Consider the following 24,721-nt stretch of genomic DNA (forward strand, 5'->3'; position numbering starts at 1 on the left):
TGTCAAGACGTTCCCGGGTGCGTGCACGCGCCCTAGGCTCATCGCGAGGGCGCAGATCGCGCCGACACCTGCGAGGAGGAACGACATGAGCGTCACGAGCGAAGCCACCACCAGCTGGACCGGAAGCCTGACCGAGGGGTCGGGTCGGATCGCCCTCGAGAGCTCGAACCAAGGGCCGTTCGAGGTCAACTGGAAGGCGCGCAGCGAGGGGTCCCAGGCGGTCACCACGCCCGAGGAGCTCATCGCCGCCGCCCACTCGTCCTGCTTCTCCATGGCTCTCTCTCACGCTCTCGCCGAGAACGGCACGCCGCCCGAGAGCGTCGAGACCAGCGCCGCCGTCACCTTCATCCCGGGCACGGGCATCACCGGGTCGCACCTGAACGTCCACGCCGTCGTGCCCGGCCTGTCGACCGAGGACTTCGATCGCATCGCCCAGGAGGCGAAGAGCGGATGCCCGGTCTCCGCCGCGCTCGCCGGCATCGAGATCACCCTCGAGGCGACGCTTGGCTGAGCCGGACGCCGCGGCCCCCGTCGTCCTCGCCGGCGCTTCCGGGCTCATCGGGAGCGCACTCGCCGACAGCCTGCGCGCCGACGGCATCCCGGTCATCCAGCTCGTCCGCCACGAGCCGGGCGGACCGGACGAGGTGCAGTGGTGGCCCGGTGAGCAGCCCCTCGACCCCGACGTCATCGCCGGCGCGCGAGCGGTGGTCGGTCTCAACGGCGCCAGCATCAGCCGGCTGCCGTGGACGCGGTCGTACAAGCACGAGCTGGTGTGGTCGCGTCTGCTGCCGACGGAGTCGCTCGCGACGGCCGTCCGTGCGCTCGGCGACGACGCTCCCGCGTTTCTGTCGGCGTCGGCCACGGGATACTACCCCTCGCGACCCGGCGTTCGCATGGATGAGACGGCACCACGCGGCGACACCTTCCTCGCCGACCTCTGCGGGGAGTGGGAGGGTGCCGCGGCCTCGGCGGGCGACCGGGCGCGCGTCGTCTTCCTGCGGACGGCGCCGCTCGTGCATCCGGATGCGGTGCTGAAGCCTCTCATGCTGCTCACCCGGCTCGGAATCGCGGGTCCGATCGGCCGCGGCACGCAGGTGTGGCCGTGGATCTCGCTCGAGGACGAGGTGTCGGCTGTCCGCCACCTGATCGACGCCGATGTCTCGGGCCCGGTCAACCTCACCGGACCGACGCGGGCGACGGCGAACGACCTCGGCTTCCAGCTCGCGATGCGGATGAACCGCCCCTACCTCGTGCGCGCCCCCGAGTTCGCCCTGCGCGTCGTTCTCGGACGGGATGCCGCGGACGCCCTGCTGACGAACGACACCGACCTCGCGCCCGCCGTGCTCGAACGCTCCGGCTTCACCTTCGCCCACCCGCGCGTGCAGGACGCGATCGCCGCCGTGGTGCCCGAGCGCTGATCCCCGCTCCAGCCCGCGAATCGATCCGCTTCGCGCCGACCCATCCGGAACGTCGGATCGTCTCCAGCGAACTCGATCGACTCGCGGGCTGGCGGAGGCGGGCTGGCGGGGGGGTCAGGAGCGGCGAGCGCGACGCTCGAGCGCGATCGCGGTGCGCACGGCTTCGCGGGCACGGCGGCGGTCGCCCGCACCGTCGTAGGCGAGTCCGAGCCGGAACCACGCGCGCCAGTCCTCCGGTGCCGCCTCGACGGCGGCGCGATACGTCGGGAACAGCGCGTCGGCCTCGGCACGATCGACCCGACCGCTGGGGCGCACATCCAGCTCCTCGCTCGGCAGCGCATCGTCGGCCTCGAGCTGCCGCGCGAGCCGCGACGCGTGGACGCCGAAGCTCAGCTCGCGCCACAGCGCCCAGGTCGCCACGAGGGGAAGGACGACGAGAGCCGCTCCCATCGCTATTCCCACCGCGTCGCCGGAACCGAGCAGCAGAACTGCGCGGTGCCCGACGAAGACGATGTATACGGCCAGGAGCACCGCCATCACGGCGGCGAGGATACGCGCGCTCATGCGCCGGTGGTGCGAGCCACCTGGCCGGGAACCCCGCCCTCGTCGCCGGCCGCAGCGGCGCGTCCGTGCGGGGTGCGGATGCCGATGTCGATGAAGCTGTCGAGCCCGACCGTGACCCCCGACGCGTCGCGCGCAGCGGCGAGGGCGATGCGGATACCGGGCTCGTAGGCCCGCGCCGGCTCGATGGTGTCGTGGACGATCGAAAGCGACTCCCCCGGCCCCGACAGGATCGTCTCCTGCCGCGCCACGACGCCCGGCCGGCGCAGCGAATGGATCGGGACGCTCGCGACCTTCTGGCCCCGGGCGCGCTGATCGACGTGCGGGGACTCGACCGGCCCGACACCGCTCCGGGCCGCGGCGATGAGCTCGGCGGTCCGAACGGCCGTGCCGCTCGGCGAGTCGACCTTCGTCTCGCGGTGCGCCTCGACGATCTCGATCGAGGGGAAGAACGACGCGGAGGCTGCGGCCAATGCGCTGCCGATGACGGAGCCGAGCGAGAAGTTGGGGATGAACACGGCGCCGATGCCCGCGGCATCCACGAGCGGACGAACGAGCGCGATGCGCTCGGCCGACCATCCGGAGGTGCCGACGAGGACGTTGACGCCGCGTTCGATCGCCGCCCGGACGATGTCGATCGAGACCGCGGGCGTCGATGCGTCGACGACGAGATCGGCGCCGTCGAGCTCGCTCAGATCGCTCGCACTGCCGAGGACGGCCGAGACGGCGAAGCCATCGGTCTCGTCGATCACCCCGCGGATGATGGTGCCGAGCTTGCCGGTGCCGCCCACGAGGGCCACGCGCGTGGTCATGGTTCTCAGCCTACGCGGGGGCGAACTGCACGAGCGTGTCCCACGCGAGCTTCACGATCAGGATCGACAGCACGACGAGGAAGACGATGCGCACGAAGCGACTGCCGCCGCGCGTGGCCATCCGGGCACCGACGAACCCGCCCACCATGTTGCCCGCGGCCATCGCGACGGCGAGCACGAGGAGGATCTCGCCGTGCACGCCGTAGACGATGATCGCGGCCAGATTGGTCGTGAGGTTCGCGATCTTCGCGTTGACGCTGGCCTGCAGGAAGCCGTAGCCGAGCACGGCCACGAGCAGGATGACGAAGAACGACCCCGTGCCGGGACCCAGGATGCCGTCGTAGAAGCCGACGGAGAGTCCGATGAGCGCGGAGCGCCACACGATCGCCGATCGCTCGTCGTGCCTCGGTTCGTGGACGAGTCCCATCTCGGGCTTGAACAGCGTGTAGAGCGCGACGATCACGACGGCCACGAGCACGATCGGTGTGAGCAGCTCGCGCGGGACGTAGCGCGACAGCGCCGCACCGACCGCGGAGCCGCCGAAGGCCCCGGCGACGAGGGGCACGAGCAGGACGAGCTGCACGCGGATGCGGCGCAGGTACACCCAGCTGGCCGACAGGGTGCCGGCGAAGGACGACACCTTGTTGGTGCCGAGGATGAAAGGCGTCGCGATGTCCTTCGGCACGCCGATGACGAGGGCCGGCAGCTGGATGAGGCCTCCCCCGCCCACCACGGCGTCCACCCACCCCGCCGTGAGTGCCGCGATCACCAGGAAGGCGAGCGCGGGGACCGAGACCGGCAGCCAGTCGGCGAGGAGGGGACCATCGAGCACCGATCGATTCTCCGGCTCCGCGCCGTGGCGGCCAAACCGGCGAGCCGCGCGGGGCTCAGACCGGAAGGATGTCGGGCAGTCCCGTGCGCAGCTCGACCGGGAGATGCGCCAGGTCGTTGTGCGAGACGAGAGTCCAGGGCCGTCCGGGGCGCTGCGCGAGCACGGTCAGTCCGCAGTGCGCCTGGTTGATCGTCAGCCACCGCCAGTCCGGTGCCTGCAGCACCTCGCGCACGAACCAGGCGATCACGAAGTTGTGGGTGATGAGCAGGTCGTGCGAGTCGGGTCGGCGCCCCAGGAATTCCCCGACCGCGTCGGCCATCTGAGCCGACCCGGCATCCGTCTCGGCTTCGGTGTACGAGCCGAAGAACGGTTCGTATGACGCGGGCGTGTCGGGGGTCATTCCGGTCGGAACGCAGTCGAAGAGGAGCGACGACGCCTGCGGCGAGAGGGCGGGCAGCCGCTTGGCGACCGCGCGGGCCGTCTCCTGGGCGCGCTCGAGGGGAGAGTGCCACACGGCGTCGAGGGGCACGCCGGAGATGCGATCGGCGAGCAGCTCGGCCTGCCGCCGCCCGCGCGGTGAGAGCGGACCGTCCTCGAGACCGTGCTCCGCGTCCTGGTGCTCCCCATGGCGCACGAGATAGAGGTACTGCGTCACGGAAGCTCGATTCGAAACGATGAACAGGGCGCTTTCAGCCTACGACACGGCTCCGACACGGGTACGGAGATGCTCAGGATCGATCCCGCGCGCTCATTCCACGGCGCGGGCGACGTCGGCGAGGTGTCCGCGTCCGAGCCGTGTGCCGACCCCCTGGACGAGCTCCTCGACGTGGCCGGGGAGACTCGCGTTGACGATCGGGGCGGCGACGACGCGCTGCGCCAGGAGCCAGGCCACCGCGATCGCCGCGGTGGGAACGGAGAGCTCGTCGGAGATGCGGTCGAGCGCACGGAGCGCGCGCGTTCCCCGACGGTTCATCCAGGCGGCGAGCTGTGATCCGCGAACGCTGACGGAGAGACCGGCGCGATCGCGGTGGCGACCGGTGAGGTAGCCGTGCTCGAGCGCCTGCGACGGGGTCACGGCGAGACCCTGCGCCCCCGCGATCAGACGGATGTCGCCGTCGAACTCGGCACGGTGGAGCAGGTTGTACGGCACGTCGAGCGCCGCGATCCGCGGGTATCCGGCGGACGCGAGGATGCGGGCCTCGACGAGCTGGAGAGCCGTGTAGCCGGCAGCGCCGATCGCCCGGACCTTCCCGCTGTCGACGAGCCATTCGGCGGTGGCGAGGGTGTCTTCGAGGGCGGTGGTCGAGTCGGCCGCGGCATCCAGGTAGAGGACGTCGATGCGATCGGTGCCCAGCCGGGTGAGCGAGCCCTCCACGGCCCGGACGAGGTTGACCGAGCCGAGGCCGGGATTGTCGGGATGCGATCCGACGCGGACGGCGAGGACGAACTCGTCGCGCACGGCCCGGCTCTGCAGCCAGCGCCCGATGATGTGCTCGCTGCGACCGGAGGCGGAGGCGTCGGAGGTGTGGAGGGCGTTTCCCCCGCGCGCACGGTATGCGTCGAGGACGGCGTGGCTGGCCGAGAGATCGATCCGCCATCCGAACTCGGCACCGCCGAGGATGAGCGGGAAGATCGAGAGTCCGGTCTCGCCGAGCGGCACGCGAAGACGCGATCCGATCGGCGGCCCGTGGACGGGGATGGGAGTCGAGGGGTGGGTGGCGGGCGCTCCGACGGGCTCGGCCTGGACCACCCGTTCGCCCGTCATGTCACACCTCCGCGTCAGCGCCGAGGATTCTTGCCGCGCTGCACCCCGGGCGCGCACTACGAGAGTAGGTCACGTTCGAGCCACCGCCGCGGATTATCGGGGCCGGGCCGTGAATTTCCGATAACTGTTTCATCACGGTCGCGCCGCGCGCGGCGGATCGGCTGCGGACGGGCATCGGGACGACGGATGCCCGCCCCCGAACCGGGGACGGGCATCCGATGACGTGCGACGCGTCTCAGCTCTCGGCCGGGGCCTCGGGGGCCTCGTCCGCAGCGGCGGAAGCCGCTTCCTCGACCACGGGCTCGAGGGAGAGCTTGCCGCGGTCGTCGATCTTGGTGATGCGCACCAGGATCTTCTGACCGACGCCGAGGACGTCCTCGACGTTCTCGACACGCTTGCCGCCCGCGAGCTTGCGGACCTCGCTGACGTGCAGCAGGCCGTCCTTGCCGGGCAGCAGCGAGACGAACGCGCCGAAGGTCGCGATCTTCACGACCGTGCCCAGGAACTGCTCGCCGACCTCGGGGTTGGTCGGGTTGGCGATCGCGTTGACCTGCGCGCGGGCAGCCTCGGCGGAGGGGCCGTCGACGGCGCCGATGTAGACGGTGCCGTCGTCCTCGATCGAGATCTGGGCGCCGGTCTCGTCCTGGATCGCGTTGATCGTCTTGCCCTTGGGGCCGATCAGCTCGCCGATCTTGTCGACGGGGATCTGCACGCTGATGACGCGCGGAGCCGTCGGCGCCATCTCGTCGGGGCTGTCGATCGCCGAGTTCAGCACGTTCAGGATCGTCAGACGCGCATCCTTCGCCTGCGTCAGCGCGGCGGTCAGCACCGAGGTCGGGATGCCGTCGAGCTTCGTGTCGAGCTGGATCGCGGTGATGAACTCGTTGGTTCCGGCGACCTTGAAGTCCATGTCGCCGAGCGCGTCCTCGGCGCCGAGGATGTCGGTCAGCGCCGCGTAGCGCGTCTCGCCGTCGACGGTGTCGGACACGAGACCCATCGCGATGCCCGCGACGGCCGCGCGGAGCGGCACACCGGCGTTCAGCAGCGACAGCGTCGAGGCGCAGACCGAACCCATCGAGGTCGATCCGTTCGATCCGAGGGCCTCGGAGACCTGACGAATCGCGTAGGGGAACTCCTCGCGGCTGGGCAGCACCGGCACGAGCGCGCGCTCGGCCAGGAAGCCGTGCCCGATCTCGCGACGCTTCGGGCTGCCGACCCGGCCGGTCTCACCGGTCGAGTAGGGCGGGAAGTTGTAATGGTGCATGTAGCGCTTGCTGGTCGTGGGCGACAGCGAGTCGATCTGCTGCTCCATCTTCAGCATGTTCAGCGTGGTGACACCCATGATCTGGGTCTCGCCGCGCTGGAAGATCGCCGAGCCGTGCACGCGCGGGATCACCTGGACCTCGGCATCGAGCGGACGGATGTCGGCGAGTCCGCGACCGTCGATGCGGACGCCCTCGCTGAGGATGCGGCCGCGCACGATCTTCTTGGTGACCGACTTGTAGGCCGCCGAGAACTCCGCCAGAGCGGATGCCGGCAGCTGCTCGGCCTCGACGGCGGCGGCGACCTCGCCCTTGACGCGATCTTTGATCGCGTCGTCGGCGCTCTGGCGCTCCTGCTTGTCGGCGATCTGGTAGACCCCCGACAGCTCGCCATAGGTACGCTCGGCCACGAAGTCGTAGACCTCGGGCGTGTAGGGCGGGAAGACCGGGTAGACGCCCGGCTCGCGCGACGACGACGCGGCCATCTCGGCCTGAGCCTCGACGAGCTGCTTGAGGAACGGCTTGGCGGCCTCGAGGCCCTGCGCCACGATCTCCTCGCTCGGCTTGGTGGCGCCGCCCTTGATGAGGTTCCACGAGTTCTCGGTGGCCTCGGCCTCGACCATCATGATCGCGACGTCACCGTCGGCCAGGACGCGGCCGGCGACCATGAGGTCGAACACGGCCTCTTCGACCTGAGCCTGGTTCGGGAACGCGACCCACTGGTCGGCGTGCTCGCCGTGACCCGGGATGAGCGCCAGACGCACGCCGGCGATCGGGCCCGAGAACGGCAGACCGGAGATCTGGGTGGAGGCGGAGGCCGCGTTGATCGCGAGCGCGTCGTAGTACTCGCCGGGAGCGATGGAGAGCACGGTGATGACGATCTGGACCTCGTTGCGCAGGCCGTCGACGAACGACGGACGCAGCGGCCGGTCGATGAGGCGGCAGACGAGGATGGCCTCGGTCGAGGGCCGGCCCTCGCGGCGGAAGAACGATCCGGGGATCTTGCCGGCGGCGTAGGAGCGCTCCTCGACGTCGACGGTCAGCGGGAAGAAGTCGAAGCCCTCACGCGGGTGCTTGCCGGCGCTGGTGGCCGAGAGGAGCATCGTCTCCTCGTCGAGGTACGCGGCCACGGCGCCCTGCGCCTGCTGGGCGAGGCGTCCGGTCTCGAACCGGACGGTGCGGGTGCCGAAGCGTCCGTTGTCGAGGACGGCTTCGGCGGCGGTGATTTCAGGACCTTCCAAGAGGTCTCTCCTTCTTTGTTTAGACTCGCACGCGCGTTTCGCGCACGAGATCGTGCGAAGGAGCGGAGGCAGATATGGGCGCACGGCATGGCCGCGTTACCGCCTGCGCTGGCCACCAGTGAAAGATCACCATCACGCGTCGCGGCATCGCGCGCGGAGATGGGAACCCACCACAGGGGACCAGCTTCCTGCCGGTTCCGCTCCCGGAGCTCAGTGTGAAATTGAGCGGTTGCCGATCGGCAACCTGCACCAGCCTACCAGCGGGCCTTCTCCGTGCGTATCCTGGCCGGATGAGCGAATCAGACGAGACCGACGGCGCTGCATCCGATGATGTCAAGCGCAAGTTCCGCGAGGCGCTCGAGAAGAAGAACGCCCAGCAGCGCACCGGTGAGGCCCACCTCGACGGCGGCGGCGCCGTGCACGGCGCCCACGGCGCCATGACGCGCCGCGAGTTCCGGCGCAAGAGCGGCTGAGCGGGGCGCGGGTGGACTCGCGCGGCATCCGAGCGGCGGCATGATCCCGACGCGGCGCACGGGCGCGACCCTGCTCGTCGCATACGTGGTCACGCTCGCATTCATCGCGCTGTGGCCCGAGCCCGTCGACCGCGGCGTCTCGCCTCTCCTCCACCGGCTCGACGAGATCGTCCCCTGGATCACCTACAACCGCGTCGAGGTCACCGCGAACGTCGCGCTGTTCGTCCCGTACGGTGCGCTGCTCACCTTCGCGCTGGGTCGTTCGTCGCACCTCGTTCTCCCCGTAGCCATCGTGACCACTGTCGGGATCGAGGCCGCGCAGACGCTTCTGCCCGAGCGCACGACGAGCGTCGTCGACATCATCGCCAACACCACCGGCGCCTGCCTGGGGCTCCTCGCCGCCTCGGCCGCGGTCGCCCTTCGACGCCGACGGGAGGCACGGGACGCCGCGCATCGTCCGGCCGGACGAATGGCCGTCGACGGGGTCGGCGAGCGGCGCGGCTGACCGGCTCTACCAGCCGAACGGCGGTGCGACAAGCGGCACGCATCTCGCCGCGGAGGCTCCTAGCGTGGGTTCCATTCGACCCCCAGGAGGCATCCATGGCCACGAACGGAAACACGACCACGCGCAACCGCCGCCGCCCCGCCGGCGCCGGCCTGACGTCCGAGCAGAACGCCGAGAGCGGCTTCCGCGCCTCGAAGGAGCTGAGCGAGAACGTCCAGCGCGTCCTCGTCGACCTCATCGAGCTGTCGCTGCAGGGGAAGCAGGCGCACTGGAACGTCGTGGGCCGGAACTTCCGCGACACCCATCTCCAGCTCGACGAGATCATCGACGCGGCGCGCGAGTTCGCCGACACCGTCGCCGAGCGCATGCGCGCGCTGCACGCTCTGCCGGACGGGCGGAGCGACACCGTCGCCGAGACGACGACGCTTCCGGAGTTCCCGCAGGGCGAGATCGACACGAGCGAGGTCATCGACCTCATCACCGCCCGCCTCGAGGCCGTCGTCGGGACATGCCGCGAGGTGCACGACGACGTCGACGACGAGGACCCCACGACGGCGGACATCCTGCACTCCATCCTCGAGCGCCTCGAGCAGCTCGCCTGGATGGTGAGCGCCGAGAACCGCACCGCGTCGAAGAACTGACGCTCCCCCGCGCGACGACGAGGCCGCATCCGGATCGACTCCGGATGCGGCCTCGTCGCGTCTGCGGTCAGCGCCGGAGCTGCTCCCGCCGCACCCGGGCGCGCTCCTCTTTGGCCGCCGCCTCGTCGAGCGCAGCCTCGCCGAGTCCCTGGGTCCCGACGGCGCCGGTGTCGTCGGACATGCCGTCGTGCCCACCGGTAAGCATCGACTCGGCGAAGGGGCGTTCGCCGGCCAGCACGGCGCGCGCTTGTTCGCGATCGAACTGACGGGTCCAGGTTCCGATGAGCACCGTGGCGACGGCGTTGCCGGTGAAGTTCGTCAGCGCGCGCCCCTCGGACATGAAGCGGTCGATGCCGACGATGACGCCGACGCCGTTGACGAGGTCGGGACGGTAGGCCTGAAGTCCGCCGGCGAGGGTCGCGAGGCCGGCGCCGGTGACGCCTGCCGCGCCCTTGGACGCGATGATCATGAAGACGAGCAGTCCGATCTGCTCGGGGATCGACATCGGCGCGCCCATGCCGGCGGCGATGAAGAGCGACGCCATCGTGAGGTAGATCGCCGTGCCGTCGAGGTTGAACGAGTAGCCGGTCGGGACGGTGATGCCCACGACGGGCTTCGAGACGCCCAGGTGCTCCATCTTGGCGATGAGACGCGGCAGCGCGGACTCGCTCGAGGAGGTGCCGACGATGAGCAGGTACTCGCGAGCCAGGTACTTCATGAGGCTGAAGATGTTCACGCGCGCGACGGCGTAGAGGATGCTGCCGAGCACCGCGACGATGAAGACGATGCACGTGATGTAGAAGGCGATCATCAGGACGCCGAGGCTCACGATCGCGGCGAACCCCGTCTTGCCGACCACGGCCGCGATCGCGCCGAATGCGCCGATCGGGGCAAGCCAGAGGATCATCCCGAGCACGCGGAAGACCAGCGTCTGCAGGTGCTTGACGGCGGTCATGATCGGCGCGCCCTTCTCGCCGAGTCCCTGGAGGGCGAAGCCGACGAGCAGTGCGATGAAGAGCACCTGCAGAACGCTCTCGCCGGTGAAGGCCGAGAAGAAGGTGGTCGGGATGATGCCGAGCACGAACTCCGTCGTCGTCTTCGCCTCACCCGCGGCGCCCGCGTCGTAGGTGGCGCTCTGCATGTTGAGGCCCTCACCCGGGTGGATGATGTTGCCGACGACGAGGCCGATCGCGAGGGCGAAGGTCGACATCACCATGAAATAGAGCAGTGCCAGGCCGCCGATGCGGCCGACCGTCGCCGCCTTGGCGATCGACCCCACGCCGACGACGATCGTGCAGAAGATGATGGGCGCGATCATCATCTTGATGAGGTTGACGAAGCCCTTGCCGATCGGCTCGAGCCCCACGGCGAAGGTGGGCCAGATGAGCCCGACGACCGCGCCGAGGACCACGGCCAGGATCACCGAGACGTAGAGCCAGGTGTGCTTGTCCCAGGCCTGCTTGCCGCGCCGCGCGTTGTAGCCGGGGAGGCGGAAGGATGATGTGAGAGCCATTGCTCCTCCAGGTGAACAGTCGTTGTCCGGTGCCGACGTCCCTGTCGGCGCTCATTCAGGATGCGACCCGCGCCGAGACGCGAGGATTTGTGGTCGTATTGGTCACGGCGCGCGCCGAGGCGCGCTCCCGAGCGGTCGAGGAAGGGGCAGGCGATGGCGACGAGAGCCGGACGCAGCGCCGCGTCGCGCGTGTTCCTCATCGTCGCGGCCGCGGTGGCGCTGCTGGCGGTGGGGATCACCGCCGTCCTCCTGATCGACGGGCACCGCACCGTTCGCGTCGAGGCCGAGCGAGTGACCCGAGCCGTCGCCGAGACCGTCGCCGACTCCGCCCAGGTGGCCGAGCTCCTCGCCGCCGGCGACCGGAGGGCGGCGTCGGCCGACCTGCAGCCGCAGATCGAGGCGGTCATCGACGACGCGCGCGTGGATTTCGTCACGGTGATGAATGCCGCCGGCATCCGCATCACCCACCGCGACCGCGACCGCATCGGCGAGCCGTACCTCGGGACCATCCCGAACGAGCCGGCGCCCCTGACCGAGGAGTTCACGGGCACCCTCGGTCCGTCCGTGCGATCGATCGTGCCGGTCGAGGTCGGCGGTGCCGTCGTCGGGTGGGTGTCGGTCGGCGTGACGGTCGGCAGCATCACCGCGACGCTCGGTCCGCGCATCCTGCTGGTCGTCGTGATCGCCGGGGTGCTCGTCGCGGCGGGGCTGATCGGCGCCGTGCTGGCCCGGCGCGCGATGCGCCAGGTGACGGGAGACCTCCCGGCCGGAGCGGTGCGCGACGCCGTCTCGTCGTACGAGTCGCTCCGCACCCTCGGCGAGGCGCTGCGCGCGCAGACGCACGAGCACGGCAACCGCATGCACACCGCCATCGCCCTGCTCGAGCTCGGGCGCACCGCCGAGGCGATCGACATCCTCGCCGAGACCTCCCGCCAGAGCCAGGTGCTCGTCGATCAGGTCGCGGCCCGCCGCGAGGGCGACCCGACGGTCGGCGCGCTGCTGCTCGGCAAGGCGTCGCAGGCGAAGGAGCGCGGCATCCGCTGGCGCTCCCGGATCGAGCCGAACGCACCGCGCTCGGTGCTCTCCCCCGTCGACGCGGTCTCGGTGGTCGGAAACCTCATCGACAACGCCATGGATGCCGCGGCCGCCGGCGACGAGCCTCGATGGGTCGAGCTGCGGATGACCCGCACCGACGAGGGCGAGCTCGAGATCGCGGTGGCCGATTCCGGTCGCGGCATCCCGCCGGAGCTGCATCGGCAGGTGTTCGAGCACGGCTTCTCGACGAAGCCCGCCGGGCGCGAAGGCCGGGGCGTCGGACTCGCGCTCGTATCGGCGATCGTCGAGGACGCCGGCGGCGTCATCACGCTCTCCGACGCCCCGACGACGTTCCGCGTCATCCTGCCGCCGAGGACGAGCGCATGATCGGCGTCCTGCTCGTCGACGACGAGGCACTCACGCTCGACCTCCATCGCGAGTACGTGGGACGACTCGACGGTTTTCGCGTCATCGCGGAGTGCAGCGGTGCCCGATCGGCCCTGCGCGCTCTTCTCGACAGCCCTGCCGCGGCCGAGATCGATCTCGTGCTTCTCGACATGACCATGCCGGACGGTTCGGGGCTCGACGTGCTGCGGCACCTGCGGGCACGGGCACGCGGTGTCGACGTCATCGCCATCACGTCGGTGCGCGAGGCGGACGTCGTGCGCCAGGCCGTCAGCCTCGGCGCGGTGCAGTACCTCGTGAAGCCCTTCACCTTCGCGGACTTCCGCGAGCGCATGACCCAGTACGCGCGATTCCGCGAGCGTGCCAGCGAGACCACGGGCACCACCACGCAGGCGGAGATCGACGCGATGTTCGGAGCGCTGCGCCCGACGACGGCGACGATCCCCACGCCCAAGGGCCTCTCGCCCGAGACGCTCGAGCGCGTCTCGGCGCAGCTGCGCGCGGGCGGGGCGCTGTCGGCTCGCGAGGCGGCCGAGCGACTCGGCATGTCTCGCGTCGCCGCGCGGCGGTACCTCGAGCATCTCGCCGACGCCGGACGCGCCGCGCGCGACCAGCGCTACGGCACGCCCGGGCGGCCCGAGACCGAGTACCGCTGGCGGAGCTGACCGGCGTTCGCCGCGGCATCCTCGTCCCCACCCGGGCCCGGGGGTCCGCCCGGCTCGGGGCACGGTCCGGCTCGGGGCACGGTCCGGGGCCGAGCCGGACCCCGATGCAAGGGATCGGATGCGACACCCCGGCCCCGAAGGCCTCCCACCGGCGCGCCGGCCACGAACCCTTGCACCCCGGCCCCGGGGCTGGGCTGCACCCGGGACCGGTCCCCGGGGCTGGGCTGCACCCGGACCGGGACCGGGGCCCGGGGGTCCCCCCGGCTCGGGGCCCCGGCGGGCCACCCGGCTCGGGTCGCGGTCCCGGCCTGAGCCGGACCCCGATGCAAGGGATCGGATGCGACACCCCGGCCCCGACGGCCTCCGACCGGCGCGCCGGCCACGAACCCTTGCATCCCGGCCCGGGGCTGGGCTGCACCCGGGACCGGGACTGTGGCCGGGATCGAGCCCCGGCGCGCCACAGGGCTCGGGGCGCGGTCCGGGGCCCAGGCCGAACCCCGATGCAAGGGAACGGATGCGACACCCCGGCCCCGACGTCCTCGCACCGGCGCGCCGGCCACGAACCCTTGCATCCCGGCCCGGGGCCGGGACGGCCCAGCCCCGGCTGCACCCGCACCGGGCCGCACCGGCACCAGGCGGGCGCGGCACTCGGGCTACTGCGGCAGGGACGACCGGGAACGGGGGCCGGGCCCCACGGCCACGTACGCGGGCAGCTTCGCCACGACGCCGTCGCCCGCCGTCCGTCCGCGCAGCCGGCGCCAGACCCAGGGCAGGGCGTCGCGTCGCAGCCAGGTTCCGGCTGCGGGGACGTCCTCGTCGTCGTGGAAGGCCCCGTCCAGTCCCGCGAGTGCCTCGGCGTGCGGAACGCCGAGTGCCTCCGCGGCGCGGTAGGCGACGAGGCGGTGACCGGCGGAGCGCAGATGGACCTTGTCGTCGGCCCACACCTCGAGTCCGCGCAGCTCCGGAACCGCCTCGAGGTCGAGCAAAATCGCTCCCGTGGCAGCTGCGATCTCACGCAGCCGGGCGTTGTACGCGGCGAAGCGGCGCGCGAGCACCCCCGCGAGCATCCGGCTCGGCAGGAACACCGTTCCGAGCACGACGTCGGCGCCCGACTCCCGCAGTCGGCGGACGGCGATCTCGACCTCCCCTGCGACGGCTGCGACATCGACGCGCGCCTGCACCAGATCGTTCGCGCCGATGAGCACCGACACGAGATCCGGACGCAGGCTCAGACACGCCGGCACCTGCTCTTCGACGAGGTGACGCACGCGACGGCTGCGGACGGCGAGGTTGGCGTAGGAGAAACGCACGGCACCGTGCGAACGCGGACCGGCGAGCGCGAGCAGCTGCGCGAGACGATCTGCCCAGCCGCGGTACGACCCGGCCGGAGCGCGCGAGGTGTCGCAGAGACCCTCGGTGATGGAATCGCCGAGGGCGACGTACCGTCGCCAGAGCGGCGGCGCGCTGTCGACGGCGGTCGGGTCCGCGCGCGGCCACGCGCGGACCGGCCGCGCGCGGTCGATCCGGTGCAAGGTCGCGGCACGCGCGTAATGGCCGAGGAGCGCGTCACCGAGACTCTCCCAGGTCCGGCCCGAGACCGCTGTGCGTGCGGCCTCGGCGAACGCGCGGCGCTTCGCGGCATCCCCCGCGATATCAGCGACGCGGGCGCGGAGATCATCGGCGTCGCCCGGGCGATAGAGCCACCCGTCGATGCTGCTGCGAACGAGATCGAGCGGACCGCCGCGCCCGGTCGCGACGACCGGCACCCCGCTGGCCTGCGCTTCCTGAATGGTCTGCCCGAAGGTCTCGCTCTCGCCGGGGTGGACGAAGACGTCGAGACCCGCCATCGCGACGGCGAGATCGTCGCCGTGGAGGTGGCCGAGGAAGGTCGCCTCAGGGAGCCGGCGCTCCAGCGCCCCGCGGGCGGGGCCGTCGCCGATCACCACGAGCCGGACGCCGGGAAGCCCGCGCAGGGCGACGAGGTCCTCGACCTGCTTCTCCGGCGCGAGTCGCCCGACGTATCCGACGATGACCTCGTCGGCCCTCATGCCCGGCGCCACCCGCGCTCGCCATCCCTCATCCCGGCGATGGGGCGCGAAGCGGATGCCGTCCACCCCCCGACCCCAGAGCGACACCCGGTCGACGCCGAGTCCCTCCAGCTGTCGGCGCGCGGCCGCCGACGGTGCGAGCGAGAGCGTCGCCCGTCGATGCAGCCGGCGGACGTGGCTCGCCGCGAGAGCCGTCGCCCGCGGCAGCCCGTACCGCTCGGTGTAGGAGATGACATCGGTCTGGTACACGGCGACGGTGGGCGCATCGACGGCTTCGGCCGCGAGCAGCCCCTGCCAGCCGAGGACGAACGGCGAGGCGAGGTGGACGACGTCGGGGCGGAACGCGCGCAGGGCTCGAGCGATCGATGCGACCGGCGGTGCGGCGACGCGCACGGCCGGATACCGCGGCAGCGGCAGAGACGGCACGGCGCGGCCGGGCATCGCCAGGGCGTGCTCGCGGCCCGCGCCGGGAGCGATGACGTACGCCTCGTGCCCGCGTCGCTCGAGATGCCCGAGCGTCTGCAGCACGGAGCCCGTCACCCCGTTCATGTGGGGCAGGAAGGACTCGGTGACCACCGCGACTCTCACACGACCAGGGTGCCGCCGCGGCGGCGCCCGCGGTGACGCCGATGGCCCGCATCGCGCGATGTTCACGCGATCATCGGCCGCGCGTCACCCGGCGGATGCCTGTCCGTCGCCGTTCCCGCGACGTTCATCCTCGGGTGGTATCGATGGTCGGTGCCCGCCGAGCTGCTGACCTCGATCACCGACGGCCCGTGGATCCTCGTGGTCGTCTTCGGACTCGTGCTCGTCGACTCGCTTCTCGTCGTCGTCCCGGGCGAGCTGGCGGTCACCGCGGCGGGCGCCCTGTCGGCTGCCACGGGGAGTCCGCCGCTGCTGGCCGTGATCGTCGTGGCTGCGCTGGCGGCGTTCTGCGGGGACGCCCTCTGTTATCTGATCGGTCGCCGGATCGGCCTGCGTCGGTGGCGCTGGATGCGTGCGGTCCGTGTGCGGCGCGCGTTCGACTGGGCGGGCCGCCGGCTCGCCGCCGGAACCGCGACCGTGGTCTTCACCGCCCGCTTCATCCCGTTCGCGCGCCTCGCCGTCAATCTGACGGCCGGAGCGACCCGTGTGCCGGCGCCGCGCTACCTCTCGTTCACCGCGGTCGCCGCATCGGCGTGGGCGACGTACCAGACGGTCATCGGAGCGGCGATCGGCGCGGTGCTCCCCGACGCTCCGATCGCCGCGATCGTGCTGTCGGTCGCCGCCGCAATCGGGATCGGCGCTCTCATCGACGTCGTCGCGGCGCGGATCACGCGGCGGCGGGCGCAGAACCGCGCGTGAGAGCGCCGTGACGCCGCTCCCGCGGGGAGATCACTCCCCGGCGAGTCCTCCGAGCAGATGTCCGAAGGACTTCCCCTCACCGAGGTAGGTCGCCGGGTCGAAGGGGTCGGCGTCGCGCACGGGGGTGCGCGCCGCGACCGCCGCCGCGAGTTCACGGGCGCCCCGCTCGACGCGGGCGCTCAGCGGCGCGACGTCGTCGGCCTTGCTCCCCCAGTCGCTCGACGCGGCGAACACCCCGGTCGAGACCGGCGCTGCGTGCAGGTAGGCGAACAGCGGCCGGATGGCGTAGTCGATCGCCAGCGAGTGCCGCGCTGTTCCGGCGTTCGCCCCGATGAGCACCGGCATCCCGGTGAGGGCGTCGGGATCGAGCACGTCGATGAACGACTTGAACAGCCCGGAGTAGCTCGTCGAGAAGATCGGCGTCACCGCGATGAGGGCGTCGGCCGATACGACCGAGTTGATCGCCGACTCGAGCGCGGGCGGCGCGAACCCCGTGAGGAGATTGTTCGTGATGTCGTGGGCGAGGTCGCGAAGCTCGACGATGTCGGCGGTCGCCTCGATGCCCGATCCGGCCAATTCGGCGATCGTCGCCGTCGCGAGGCGATCCGCCAGCATCCGGGTCGACGACGGGTTCGACAGCCCGGCGGAGACGACGGCGATGCGGCGCACGCTCATCGCGAGGCCCCCACGCCGAAGGCGGCGCCGGCGGGCGCTGCGACGTCCTGGTACGGCGAGGGACCGCTGAGGTTGTCGCCGCGGTTGGCGCGGGGACGCGCCTCGCGCGCGGGACCGTCGCCGTAGACCGCGCGGACCCGCGCGGCGTGCGTCGGCGCATCGGGCACGTCGGCGCCGCGCCCGTGCGCGAGCTCCTTGCGCAGCACCGGGACGACCTCTCCGCCGAGGATGTCGAGCTGCTCGAGCACGGTCTTCAGCGGGAGCCCGGCGTGGTCGATGAGGAACAGCTGACGCTGGTAGTCGCCGAAGGTCTCGCGCATCGCCGCGTACCGGTCGATCACCTGCTGCGGCGAGCCGACGGTGAGGGGCGTCATCTCGCTGAAGTCCTCGAGCGAGGGGCCGTGGCCGTACACGGGGGCGTTGTCGAAGTACGGGCGGAACTGTCGCACCGCGTCCTGGGAGTTCGCGCTCATGAACACCTGACCGCCGAGGCCGACGATCGCCTGCTCGGGCGTTCCGTGGCCGTAGTGCGCGAAGCGCTGGCGGTAGAGGTCGATGAGGCGCTGGTAGTGCTCTTTCGGCCAGAAGATGTTGTTGGCGAAGAAGCCGTCGCCGTAGTAGGCGGCCTGTTCGGCGATCTCGGGCGTTCGGATCGAGCCGTGCCAGACGAAGGGGGCCACCCCGTCGAGGGGTCGGGGCGTCGAGGTGAAGCCCTGCAGGGGCGTGCGGAACTTCCCCTCCCAGTCCACGACGTCTTCGCGCCACAGCTTGTGCAGGAGCGCGTAGCTCTCGATCGCGAGGGGCAGCCCCTGTCGGATGTCCTTTCCGAACCACGGGTAGACGGGACCGGTGTTGCCGCGGCCCATGATCAGGTCGACGCGGCCGCCGGACAGGTGCTGCAGCATCGCGTAGTCCTCGGCGATCTTCACCGGGTCGTTCGTGGTGATGAGCGTCGTGGCCGTCGAGAGGATGATCCGCTCGGTCTGAGCAGCGATGTAGGCGAGTGTCGTCGTGGGCGAGGACGACCAGAACGGCGGGTTGTGGTGCTCGCCGACGGCGTAGACGTCGAGCCCGACCTCCTCCGCGTGCCGGGCGATCGTGACCGCGTCGCGGATCTTCTCCGCCTCGCTCGGCGTCCGTCCGGTCGTGGGGTCCTCCGTGATGTCGCTCACGGTGAAGATGCCGAACTGCATCCCCGGCCAGCCGGTCTTGTCGTTCGCGTGCGTGTTCACGTCGGTCCGCCTTCCCGGATGCCGCGGCATCCGTTTCATGCAAATGAATATAAACCATGCAACGCGGGAGCGCCGAGGGTATTCCCGCCGGATAGTGTTTCATCCACGATGACGAACGCCACCACCGGCACGACCACGACGCGCCCCAGACGGCGCGTCCCCTTCTGGGACAACGCCCGATTCGCGTGCATCGTGCTCGTGGTCCTCGGCCACGCGATCCAGCGGCTCACGTACGATTCCGACATCGCGATGGCGATGTACCTCGTGATCTACGCCTTCCACATGCCGGCGTTCGCGATCATCTCGGGATATTTCTCGAAGTCCGACCCGCAGTCGCGGCGGCAGATGGCTCGGGTCATCACCGACATCATCGTCCCTTATGTCGTCTTCGAGGGGCTCTGGACGCTCACGAAGTTCCTCGTCGAGGGCCAGGCGAACCCGAATCCCACCCAGCCGTCGTGGACGCTCTGGTTCCTGCTCGCGCTCGGGATCTTCCGGCTCGTCCTCCCCTACCTGGCACTGCTGCGCTGGCCGCTCGCCTGGGCGTTCGGGATCTCGATCGTCGCGGGCTACCTGCCGAACATCGACTCCACTCTCTCGCTGTCCCGGACCCTCGGCTTCCTGCCGTTCTTCGTTCTCGGCTGGTGGCTGCGCGATCGCGACGTCGTGGCGCGCTTCGACCTGCTCAGACGCACGGCGTGGTCGGTCATCGGCGCGATCGCGACGCTGGCCCTCGCGGGCTGGGCCGCCTGGACCTTCATCGGCACCTGGCGCGAGATCAACCTCGGCAAGTGGCTGTTCTACGACGCCAGCTACTCGGACGCGGGCAGCGCGGAATGGTGGGCCGGCGGCATCCGCGTCGCGCTCCTGCTGATCGCGCTCGCGCTCACGGCCGCCTTCTTCGTCCTCGTCCCGCGCGGCTCGCACCGCTGGACGCACTTCGGCCAGTACACGATGTACATCTACCTGCTGCATTCCTTCGTGCTCTACCCCTTCCGCGAGTCCGGCGTGCTCCGCGACGCCGAGCCGACCTGGCTGTGGCTCCCCCTCGTCGTGGTCGCCTCCGTGCTCATCGCGCTCGGTCTCGGCACGCGCCCGGTGCGCCGGGTGTTCCGACCGCTCATCGAGCCGAGACCCGCCTGGCTCTTCGCCGATCGCAGCCTCGCCGGACGCGAGGGCCGCCGGAACGACCCGACCGGCTCGAGGCGCCCGCGCGAGAACGGCGCCGGTGCGGTCACGCCGCGCAACAATCGAGCGGATGCCGCGGGCGGCTCGTAGCCTCGCTGCATGAGCGACCTCTCCCTCCCCGTCCTCGACTTCTCGCAGCTCGACGGCGACGCGGCGGCCGTCGCCCGGTTCCAGCGCGACCTGCGCGCGGCGACGCACGACGTCGGCTTCTTCTACCTCACCGGCACCGGCATCCCAGCCGGACTCGAGGAGCGCCTCCATCAGGTCGCCCGGGAGTTCTTCGAGCTGCCCGAAGCCGACAAGCTCGCGATCGAGAACGTCAACAGTCCGCACTTCCGCGGCTACACGCGCATCGGCGGTGAGCTGACGCAGGGACGGGTCGACTGGCGCGAGCAGATCGACATCGGACCCGAGCGCCCCGCCGTGGCCGACCCCTCCGCTCCGGACTACGCGCGTCTCATCGGGCCGAACCTCTGGCCCGCGGCGCAGCCCGAGCTGCAGGAGGTCGCCGACGCCTGGGTCGCACACCTCTCTACGGTCGCCCGGCGCCTGCTGCGCGCCTGGGCGGAGGCGCTCGGCGCCCCGGCGTCGTACTTCGAGGACCACTTCGGCGAGCCGCAGACGCTGCTGAAGATCGTCCGCTACCCCGGCAAGGACGATCCGGCCCCCTCCCAGGGTGTCGGCGCGCACAAGGACTCCGGCGCGCTCACCCTGCTCTGGGTCGAGCCGGGCAAGGGCGGCCTGCAGGTCGAGCGCAACGGCGAGTGGGTCGACGCGCCGCCGGTTCCGGGCGCCTTCGTCGTCAACATCGGCGAGCTCCTCGAGCACGCCACCGACGGCTACCTGATGGCGACGAACCACCGGGTCGTCTCGCCCCGCTATCCGAATGATCGGATCTCGGTGCCGTTCTTCTTCAACCCCGCCCTCGAGGCGACGTTCCCGCTCATCGACCTGCCAGCCGAGCTCGCCGCCGAGGCGAGGGGCGTCACGAAGGACCCGGGAAACCCGATTTACGGGGTGCACGGCGACAACGCCCTGAAGTCGCGTCTGCGCGCCCACCCCGACGTCGCCGAGCGCTGGCACGCCGACCTGCTCGCCGCCCGCCGCTGACGGCGGACGGCGTCGCGCCACCGGCTCAGGCGAAGAGGGCCTCGCCCACGAATGATCCGTCGCGCGCGCCCGGGGGAACGGCCCACACGCCCGATCCGACGTGGCGGAGGTATTCCGAGAGCAGATCCGTCGACAGCGCACGCTGGACCGTCACGAACTGCTCCGGAGAACGCTGGTACGAGAGGAAGAACAGGCCCGCCTCGAGGCTGCCGCGACCGTCGTTGCCGTCGACGAAGTTGTAGCCGCGCCGCAACAGACGCACGCCGCCGTTGCTGTCGGGATGCGCCAGACGCACGTGCGAGCGCACGTCGATGCGTGCCCGGCCGCGATCATCGGTGGCGGAGAAGTCGGGCGCGGTGAACTCGTCGCCGCCCGACAGCGTCGCCCCCACGCGCTTGTCGCGTCCGATCGTGCGCTCCTGCTCGGACAGGCGCAGCCGATCCCACGACTCGATCGTCTGACGGATGCGGCGGGCCACCAGGTAGCTTCCTCCGGCGAGCCAGGCCGGGCCCTCCTCGCCGACCCAGACGTGATCGCGCAGTCCGTCGCCGTCGGACGCGAGGATGTTGGCCGTGCCATCTTTGAAGCCGAAGAGGTTCCGCGGCGTCGCCTGAGCGGCATCGGTCCTCGACGTGCGGCCGAATCCGAGCTGCGCCCAGCGGATGCGGGCGCGGCCGAAAGCGATGCGGCTGAGGTTCCGGATCGCGTGGACGGCGACTTGCGGATCGTCTGCGCAGGCCTGGACGCACAGATCGCCGCCGGTGCCGAGCGGGTCGAGGTCGTCGCCGAGGAAGGACGGCAGCGGCTGCAGGGCCGGCGGGCGCTGCGAGCCGAGGGCGAAGCGGTCGACGCCGTCCTTCTCGAACACGTCTGGACCGAGACCGAAGGTCACCGTGAGGGAGCTCGCGGGAAGACCGAGCGCCTCGCCCGTGTCGTCCGGCGGCGCCTCGGGAGATCCGCCGACGGCGCCGCTCGCCGTGACGTCGAGTCCCTGGGTCATGCGCGAAGCGGCATACGACCAGTCCTGCAGCAGCGAGATGAGGTCGTCGCGCGCGGCGCCGTCCACGAGGTCGAACGCCGCGAAGTGCAGGTGGTCCTGGACGGGTGTCGTGATCCCCGCCTGGTGCTCGCCGAAGAACGGATGGATGCCGCTGCCGCCCGACGCCGCGGTGCCGGCGGCTCCGAGGGCCACGGCCGCTCCCGCTCCGGCGAATCCGCCGGCCGCCAGACCGGCGGCACCGGCGCCGACGAGCCCGAGGAGCCCGCGGCGGCTGATGCCGCGGGCCTCGGGCGCGACGGAGTCAGCAGGTACGACCGGATGGACGTTCTCGCCGGACTCGGGGGTTGCGCTCACCGTCGGCTCGCCGTCACGACAGCACGGTCGCGGTCAGGCGCGACAGCGGCTCGGCGAGGGCGTTGATGAAGTCGGTCAGGTCGCGCTTGTCGCCCTCGGTGAGCTCGACATAGGAGACGAAGCCGTCGCCGGAGCGGTGGGCCGCGAGCCGCGTCTCGAGGTCGGCATAACCCGCGTCGATGTCGGCCGCGAGCTGTTCCCCCGCGGCATCCTTCGACGTCACGAGGTCGCGCACGAGCGAGTACGCCATCTTCGACCCCTCGACGTTGGCGGCGAAATCGTAGAGATCGGTGCCGCTCCACCAGTCCTCTTCGCCCGAGATCTTGCCGGTGGCGACCTCGTCGAGGAGCGCGATGGCGCCGTTCGAGATCCCGGCGATGCCCTGGTCGTCGAGGGCAGCCTGGAACTCGTCGGAGTGGACGTAGTCGTTGAGCTCGGCGATATCCGCCGCGAGCTGCTCGGCGTGACCGGCTCGCTGCTCGGGAGTCGAGGGCTCCCATCCCTGCCACGCCGGGGTGACTCCGTCCGCGTTGAGCGCGTCGGCGGCAGGCACCCAGAGATCCTTCTCGATGCGGTGGAAGCCCGTCCACGCCAGCCCCTCGGCGACGGCGTCGACCTCGCGGTAGTCGATCCGCGGGTCGAGATCGCCGAGCGACTCGGCGACGGGCTCGATCCGCTCGTAGAACGCGCGTACCCGTGGGAACTGCTCGCGCGCGGCGTCGTCGTCGCCCGCGGCGTAGGCGCCGGTGAAGGCCGCAACGGCCGGTACGAGCTGCTCGACCTGATCCTTGACGAACGCCGCGTACAGCTGGACGGCCTGCTGCTTCTGCTCGGCGTCGTCGCCCGTGGCGGCGACGGCGTCTCCCGACACGGCGAAGGCTGCGCGGCCGACACCGTCACCCACCATCCCGGGCTTGCACAGCGTGTAGTAGTCGCCCGGCTGGGCGACGACGGTCAACGTGCGCGAGGCGCCGGGGGCGATGTTCTCGACCTCCCCGACGATCCGGAGGCCGTCCTCGGCGAGGAGGTAGAACTCGCTGACCTGCGATCCGCTGTTGCTGACATCGAAGGCCAGTGTGCCGCTCGTCGCGGACGCGGCCGAGACCGAACAGGCCGAGTCGGACGTGTCGACGGTCAGAGCATCGGCCGTGGCGGCCTCCGTCTTCGCGACGCAGCCGGCGAGCAGCATCGAGCCGACGAAGAGGCAGGCGACGCCGCCGGCGAGACGAGGAGCGTTCATGCGGTTCCTTGGGTGACGGGAGCGGCGGATCCCGCCACTCGGGCGACGACGCGATGCGAACGTGCACCGCGGACGAAGAAGCTGCCGACCACGACGATGTAGCCGGTCCACGCGAAGACCTGGATCCAGCTCATCCGGGGCATGAATCCGACCGTCGCCTGGAGGATGGCCGCGAGCGGGCTGCCCGGAGCGATGGCAGCGGAGACGTCGAACGCCCAGCCGAACGGCACGGCGGCGAGCCCGATCGCGACGGCGCCGGTCGCCGCGTCGATCGGAGCGACGGCCGAGAAGGGCCCGGGAACGACGCCCGCCTCCTGGAGGTCGTGCACGGCGTAGGCGAGGACGCCCGCGGCGACCACGATGAGCAGAGCGCCCGTCCACGTGAAGAACCGCCGCAGGTCCAGTCGCACCATGCCGCGCGCGATGAGCCAGCCGAGCACGACCGCGAGGGCCAGACCGAGCAGCGCACCCAGCAGAGCACTCGGGGCGTCGCCGAAGGACTGCACCATCGACCACAGCAGGAGAGTCGTCTCGATGCCCTCGCGCGAGACCGAGACGAACCCGATGGCGACGATCCCCCAGAGCGAACTGGTCGCGAGCGCCCGGTCGATGTCGCCCTCGAGAGCGCGCTTGAGCCCGCGGCCCGCCCGCTGCATCCAGAAGATCATCCACGTCACCATCGCGACCGCGACGAGCGACAGAGATCCGCCCAGGATCTCCTGCCCCTCGAAGGTGAGCGTGTACGACCCGAACGTCAGCACCGCGCCGACCCCGAGCGCGAGGGCGACGGCGAGCCCGACACCGGTCCAGAGCCGCGCCAGGACGTCGCGGCGCCCGACCCGCACGAGGTAGGCGACGAGGATGCCGACGACGATCGCCGCCTCGAGGCCTTCGCGGAGGCCGATGAGAAGGGTTGAGAGCACCGGTGTCGACTTTCAGGTTGGGTAGGCTCACCTAAGCCGAATCGAACGGTACTCCTTTCGCCGCCATCCGCAAAGCCCGCGCAGCGAGGCGCGCCGAGCGCAGCCGATGATTGCGCCCCTGCTGAGCGAAAGCCGAAGGCCGCCCCACACCTGGGACGGCCTTCGCAAGAATGTTCTGCGCGATATACGCGGTGCGCGTTCCTTAGCGGCGCAGCCCGAGGCGCTCGATCAGCGTACGGTAACGCTGGATGTCGAGCTCCTGCAGGTAGCCGAGCAGTCGACGGCGCTGACCGACGAGCAGGAAGAGTCCACGGCGCGAGTGGTGGTCGTGCTTGTGGATCTTGAGGTGCTCGGTGAGGTCCTTGATGCGCTGCGACATGAGCGCGACCTGCACCTCGGGGGATCCGGTGTCACCGGGGTGCGTCGCGTACTCTTCGATGATCGCCTTCTTGACGTCTGCTTCGAGTGCCATAGATGGG

Annotated in this window: 24 protein-coding genes; 10 read left to right on the top strand and 14 right to left on the bottom strand. The window is 71.0% G+C overall.

The window, feature by feature from the left end:
- The first annotated feature begins 85 nt into the window (after nt 1-85).
- Together F6B42_RS10080 and F6B42_RS10085 are read left to right on the top strand one after the other, a co-directional pair.
- Complete coding sequence (locus tag F6B42_RS10080) at nt 86-511, top strand: OsmC family peroxiredoxin (RefSeq protein ID WP_150419476.1); 426 nt, start codon at nt 86-88, stop codon at nt 509-511.
- On the top strand, nt 504-1,418 hold the full coding sequence (locus F6B42_RS10085; RefSeq protein ID WP_150419477.1) for a TIGR01777 family oxidoreductase: 915 nt from the start codon (nt 504-506) through the stop codon (nt 1,416-1,418). Before F6B42_RS10080 ends, F6B42_RS10085 begins: the two co-directional genes overlap by 8 nt.
- Nucleotides 1,419-1,532: 114 nt before the next feature.
- Here F6B42_RS10085 and F6B42_RS10090 read toward each other — a convergent pair whose 3' ends face one another.
- From F6B42_RS10090 to F6B42_RS10115, 6 genes are all read right to left on the bottom strand, one after another.
- Entirely contained in the window at nt 1,533-1,982 is a 450-nt protein-coding gene (locus F6B42_RS10090; protein ID WP_150419478.1) for a tetratricopeptide repeat protein, read from the bottom strand.
- Complete coding sequence (locus F6B42_RS10095; protein ID WP_150419479.1) at nt 1,979-2,791, bottom strand: 4-hydroxy-tetrahydrodipicolinate reductase; 813 nt, start codon at nt 2,789-2,791, stop codon at nt 1,979-1,981. The genes F6B42_RS10090 and F6B42_RS10095 overlap by 4 nt, the downstream gene beginning before the upstream one ends.
- A 10-nt stretch (nt 2,792-2,801) precedes the next feature.
- The gene (locus tag F6B42_RS10100; RefSeq protein ID WP_150419480.1) at nt 2,802-3,623 is read right to left on the bottom strand and encodes a sulfite exporter TauE/SafE family protein; all 822 of its coding nucleotides are present in this window, start codon (nt 3,621-3,623) and stop codon (nt 2,802-2,804) included.
- A 55-nt stretch (nt 3,624-3,678) separates the two neighbouring features.
- Nucleotides 3,679-4,278 (bottom strand): histidine phosphatase family protein, encoded by a 600-nt coding sequence (locus F6B42_RS10105; RefSeq protein WP_150419481.1) that lies wholly within the window; start codon nt 4,276-4,278, stop codon nt 3,679-3,681.
- Nucleotides 4,279-4,371: 93 nt separating this feature from the next.
- Nucleotides 4,372-5,388, bottom strand: a complete 1,017-nt coding sequence (locus tag F6B42_RS10110; RefSeq protein ID WP_150419482.1) for an aldo/keto reductase — start codon at nt 5,386-5,388, stop codon at nt 4,372-4,374.
- A 235-nt stretch (nt 5,389-5,623) separates the two neighbouring features.
- Nucleotides 5,624-7,891, bottom strand: coding sequence for a polyribonucleotide nucleotidyltransferase (locus F6B42_RS10115; protein ID WP_150419483.1), 2,268 nt, complete (start codon nt 7,889-7,891; stop codon nt 5,624-5,626).
- 290 nt (nt 7,892-8,181) lie between these two features.
- Between F6B42_RS10115 and F6B42_RS10120 the strand changes: the two genes are divergently transcribed.
- The 3 genes from F6B42_RS10120 to F6B42_RS10130 all read left to right on the top strand — a co-directional run bounded on the left by F6B42_RS10120 (nt 8,182) and on the right by F6B42_RS10130 (nt 9,510).
- Nucleotides 8,182-8,364, top strand: a complete 183-nt coding sequence (locus tag F6B42_RS10120) for a DUF5302 domain-containing protein (protein WP_150419484.1) — start codon at nt 8,182-8,184, stop codon at nt 8,362-8,364.
- Between the two features lie 40 nt (nt 8,365-8,404).
- The gene (locus tag F6B42_RS10125) at nt 8,405-8,869 is read left to right on the top strand and encodes a VanZ family protein (RefSeq protein ID WP_150419485.1); all 465 of its coding nucleotides are present in this window, start codon (nt 8,405-8,407) and stop codon (nt 8,867-8,869) included.
- Between the two features lie 95 nt (nt 8,870-8,964).
- Nucleotides 8,965-9,510 (top strand): Dps family protein, encoded by a 546-nt coding sequence (locus tag F6B42_RS10130; protein WP_150419486.1) that lies wholly within the window; start codon nt 8,965-8,967, stop codon nt 9,508-9,510.
- A 67-nt stretch (nt 9,511-9,577) separates the two neighbouring features.
- Here F6B42_RS10130 and F6B42_RS10135 read toward each other — a convergent pair whose 3' ends face one another.
- Nucleotides 9,578-11,023 carry a cation:dicarboxylate symporter family transporter gene (locus tag F6B42_RS10135; protein ID WP_150419487.1) on the bottom strand — a complete coding sequence of 482 codons (1,446 nt, stop codon included), beginning with the start codon at nt 11,021-11,023 and terminating at the stop codon, nt 9,578-9,580.
- A 153-nt stretch (nt 11,024-11,176) separates the two neighbouring features.
- Here F6B42_RS10135 and F6B42_RS10140 point away from each other — a divergent pair, with 153 nt between their 5' ends.
- Both F6B42_RS10140 and F6B42_RS10145 read left to right on the top strand, forming a co-directional pair.
- A complete protein-coding gene (locus tag F6B42_RS10140) occupies nt 11,177-12,445 on the top strand; it encodes a sensor histidine kinase (RefSeq protein ID WP_150419488.1) in 1,269 nt (422 codons plus the stop codon).
- Nucleotides 12,442-13,128: a response regulator gene (locus tag F6B42_RS10145; RefSeq protein WP_150419489.1), complete on the top strand. Its 687-nt coding sequence runs from the start codon at nt 12,442-12,444 to the stop codon at nt 13,126-13,128. Before F6B42_RS10140 ends, F6B42_RS10145 begins: the two co-directional genes overlap by 4 nt.
- Before the next feature lie 653 nt (nt 13,129-13,781).
- On the opposite strand, the gene F6B42_RS10150 is transcribed toward F6B42_RS10145, so the two are convergent.
- Nucleotides 13,782-15,764 (bottom strand): GDSL-type esterase/lipase family protein, encoded by a 1,983-nt coding sequence (locus F6B42_RS10150; RefSeq protein ID WP_150419490.1) that lies wholly within the window; start codon nt 15,762-15,764, stop codon nt 13,782-13,784.
- Nucleotides 15,765-15,914: 150 nt separating this feature from the next.
- Between F6B42_RS10150 and F6B42_RS10155 the strand changes: the two genes are divergently transcribed.
- Nucleotides 15,915-16,520 (top strand): DedA family protein, encoded by a 606-nt coding sequence (locus F6B42_RS10155; RefSeq protein ID WP_150419491.1) that lies wholly within the window; start codon nt 15,915-15,917, stop codon nt 16,518-16,520.
- Nucleotides 16,521-16,550: 30 nt separating this feature from the next.
- On the opposite strand, the gene F6B42_RS10160 is transcribed toward F6B42_RS10155, so the two are convergent.
- On the bottom strand, nt 16,551-17,195 hold the full coding sequence (locus F6B42_RS10160; RefSeq protein ID WP_150419492.1) for a CE1759 family FMN reductase: 645 nt from the start codon (nt 17,193-17,195) through the stop codon (nt 16,551-16,553).
- Nucleotides 17,192-18,388: an LLM class flavin-dependent oxidoreductase gene (locus F6B42_RS10165; protein ID WP_191089330.1), complete on the bottom strand. Its 1,197-nt coding sequence runs from the start codon at nt 18,386-18,388 to the stop codon at nt 17,192-17,194. The genes F6B42_RS10160 and F6B42_RS10165 overlap by 4 nt, the downstream gene beginning before the upstream one ends.
- A gap of 147 nt (nt 18,389-18,535) precedes the next feature.
- Here F6B42_RS10165 and F6B42_RS10170 point away from each other — a divergent pair, with 147 nt between their 5' ends.
- Nucleotides 18,536-19,705, top strand: a complete 1,170-nt coding sequence (locus tag F6B42_RS10170; RefSeq protein ID WP_150419493.1) for an acyltransferase family protein — start codon at nt 18,536-18,538, stop codon at nt 19,703-19,705.
- A gap of 9 nt (nt 19,706-19,714) precedes the next feature.
- On the top strand, nt 19,715-20,725 hold the full coding sequence (locus F6B42_RS10175; RefSeq protein WP_150419494.1) for an isopenicillin N synthase family dioxygenase: 1,011 nt from the start codon (nt 19,715-19,717) through the stop codon (nt 20,723-20,725).
- Nucleotides 20,726-20,750: 25 nt separating this feature from the next.
- On the opposite strand, the gene efeB is transcribed toward F6B42_RS10175, so the two are convergent.
- The 4 genes from efeB to rpsO all read right to left on the bottom strand — a co-directional run bounded on the left by efeB (nt 20,751) and on the right by rpsO (nt 24,714).
- Nucleotides 20,751-22,079, bottom strand: coding sequence for an iron uptake transporter deferrochelatase/peroxidase subunit (gene efeB / locus F6B42_RS10180; protein ID WP_150419495.1), 1,329 nt, complete (start codon nt 22,077-22,079; stop codon nt 20,751-20,753).
- A 13-nt stretch (nt 22,080-22,092) separates the two neighbouring features.
- On the bottom strand, nt 22,093-23,319 hold the full coding sequence (gene efeO / locus F6B42_RS10185) for an iron uptake system protein EfeO (protein ID WP_150419496.1): 1,227 nt from the start codon (nt 23,317-23,319) through the stop codon (nt 22,093-22,095).
- On the bottom strand, nt 23,316-24,242 hold the full coding sequence (efeU, locus tag F6B42_RS10190) for an iron uptake transporter permease EfeU (RefSeq protein ID WP_150419497.1): 927 nt from the start codon (nt 24,240-24,242) through the stop codon (nt 23,316-23,318). The genes efeO and efeU overlap by 4 nt, the downstream gene beginning before the upstream one ends.
- A 202-nt stretch (nt 24,243-24,444) precedes the next feature.
- Nucleotides 24,445-24,714, bottom strand: coding sequence for a 30S ribosomal protein S15 (rpsO, locus tag F6B42_RS10195; protein WP_150419498.1), 270 nt, complete (start codon nt 24,712-24,714; stop codon nt 24,445-24,447).
- Nucleotides 24,715-24,721 lie beyond the last annotated feature (7 nt).

Source organism: Microbacterium radiodurans (assembly GCF_008710705.1).
Taxonomy (GTDB): domain Bacteria; phylum Actinomycetota; class Actinomycetes; order Actinomycetales; family Microbacteriaceae; genus Microbacterium; species Microbacterium radiodurans.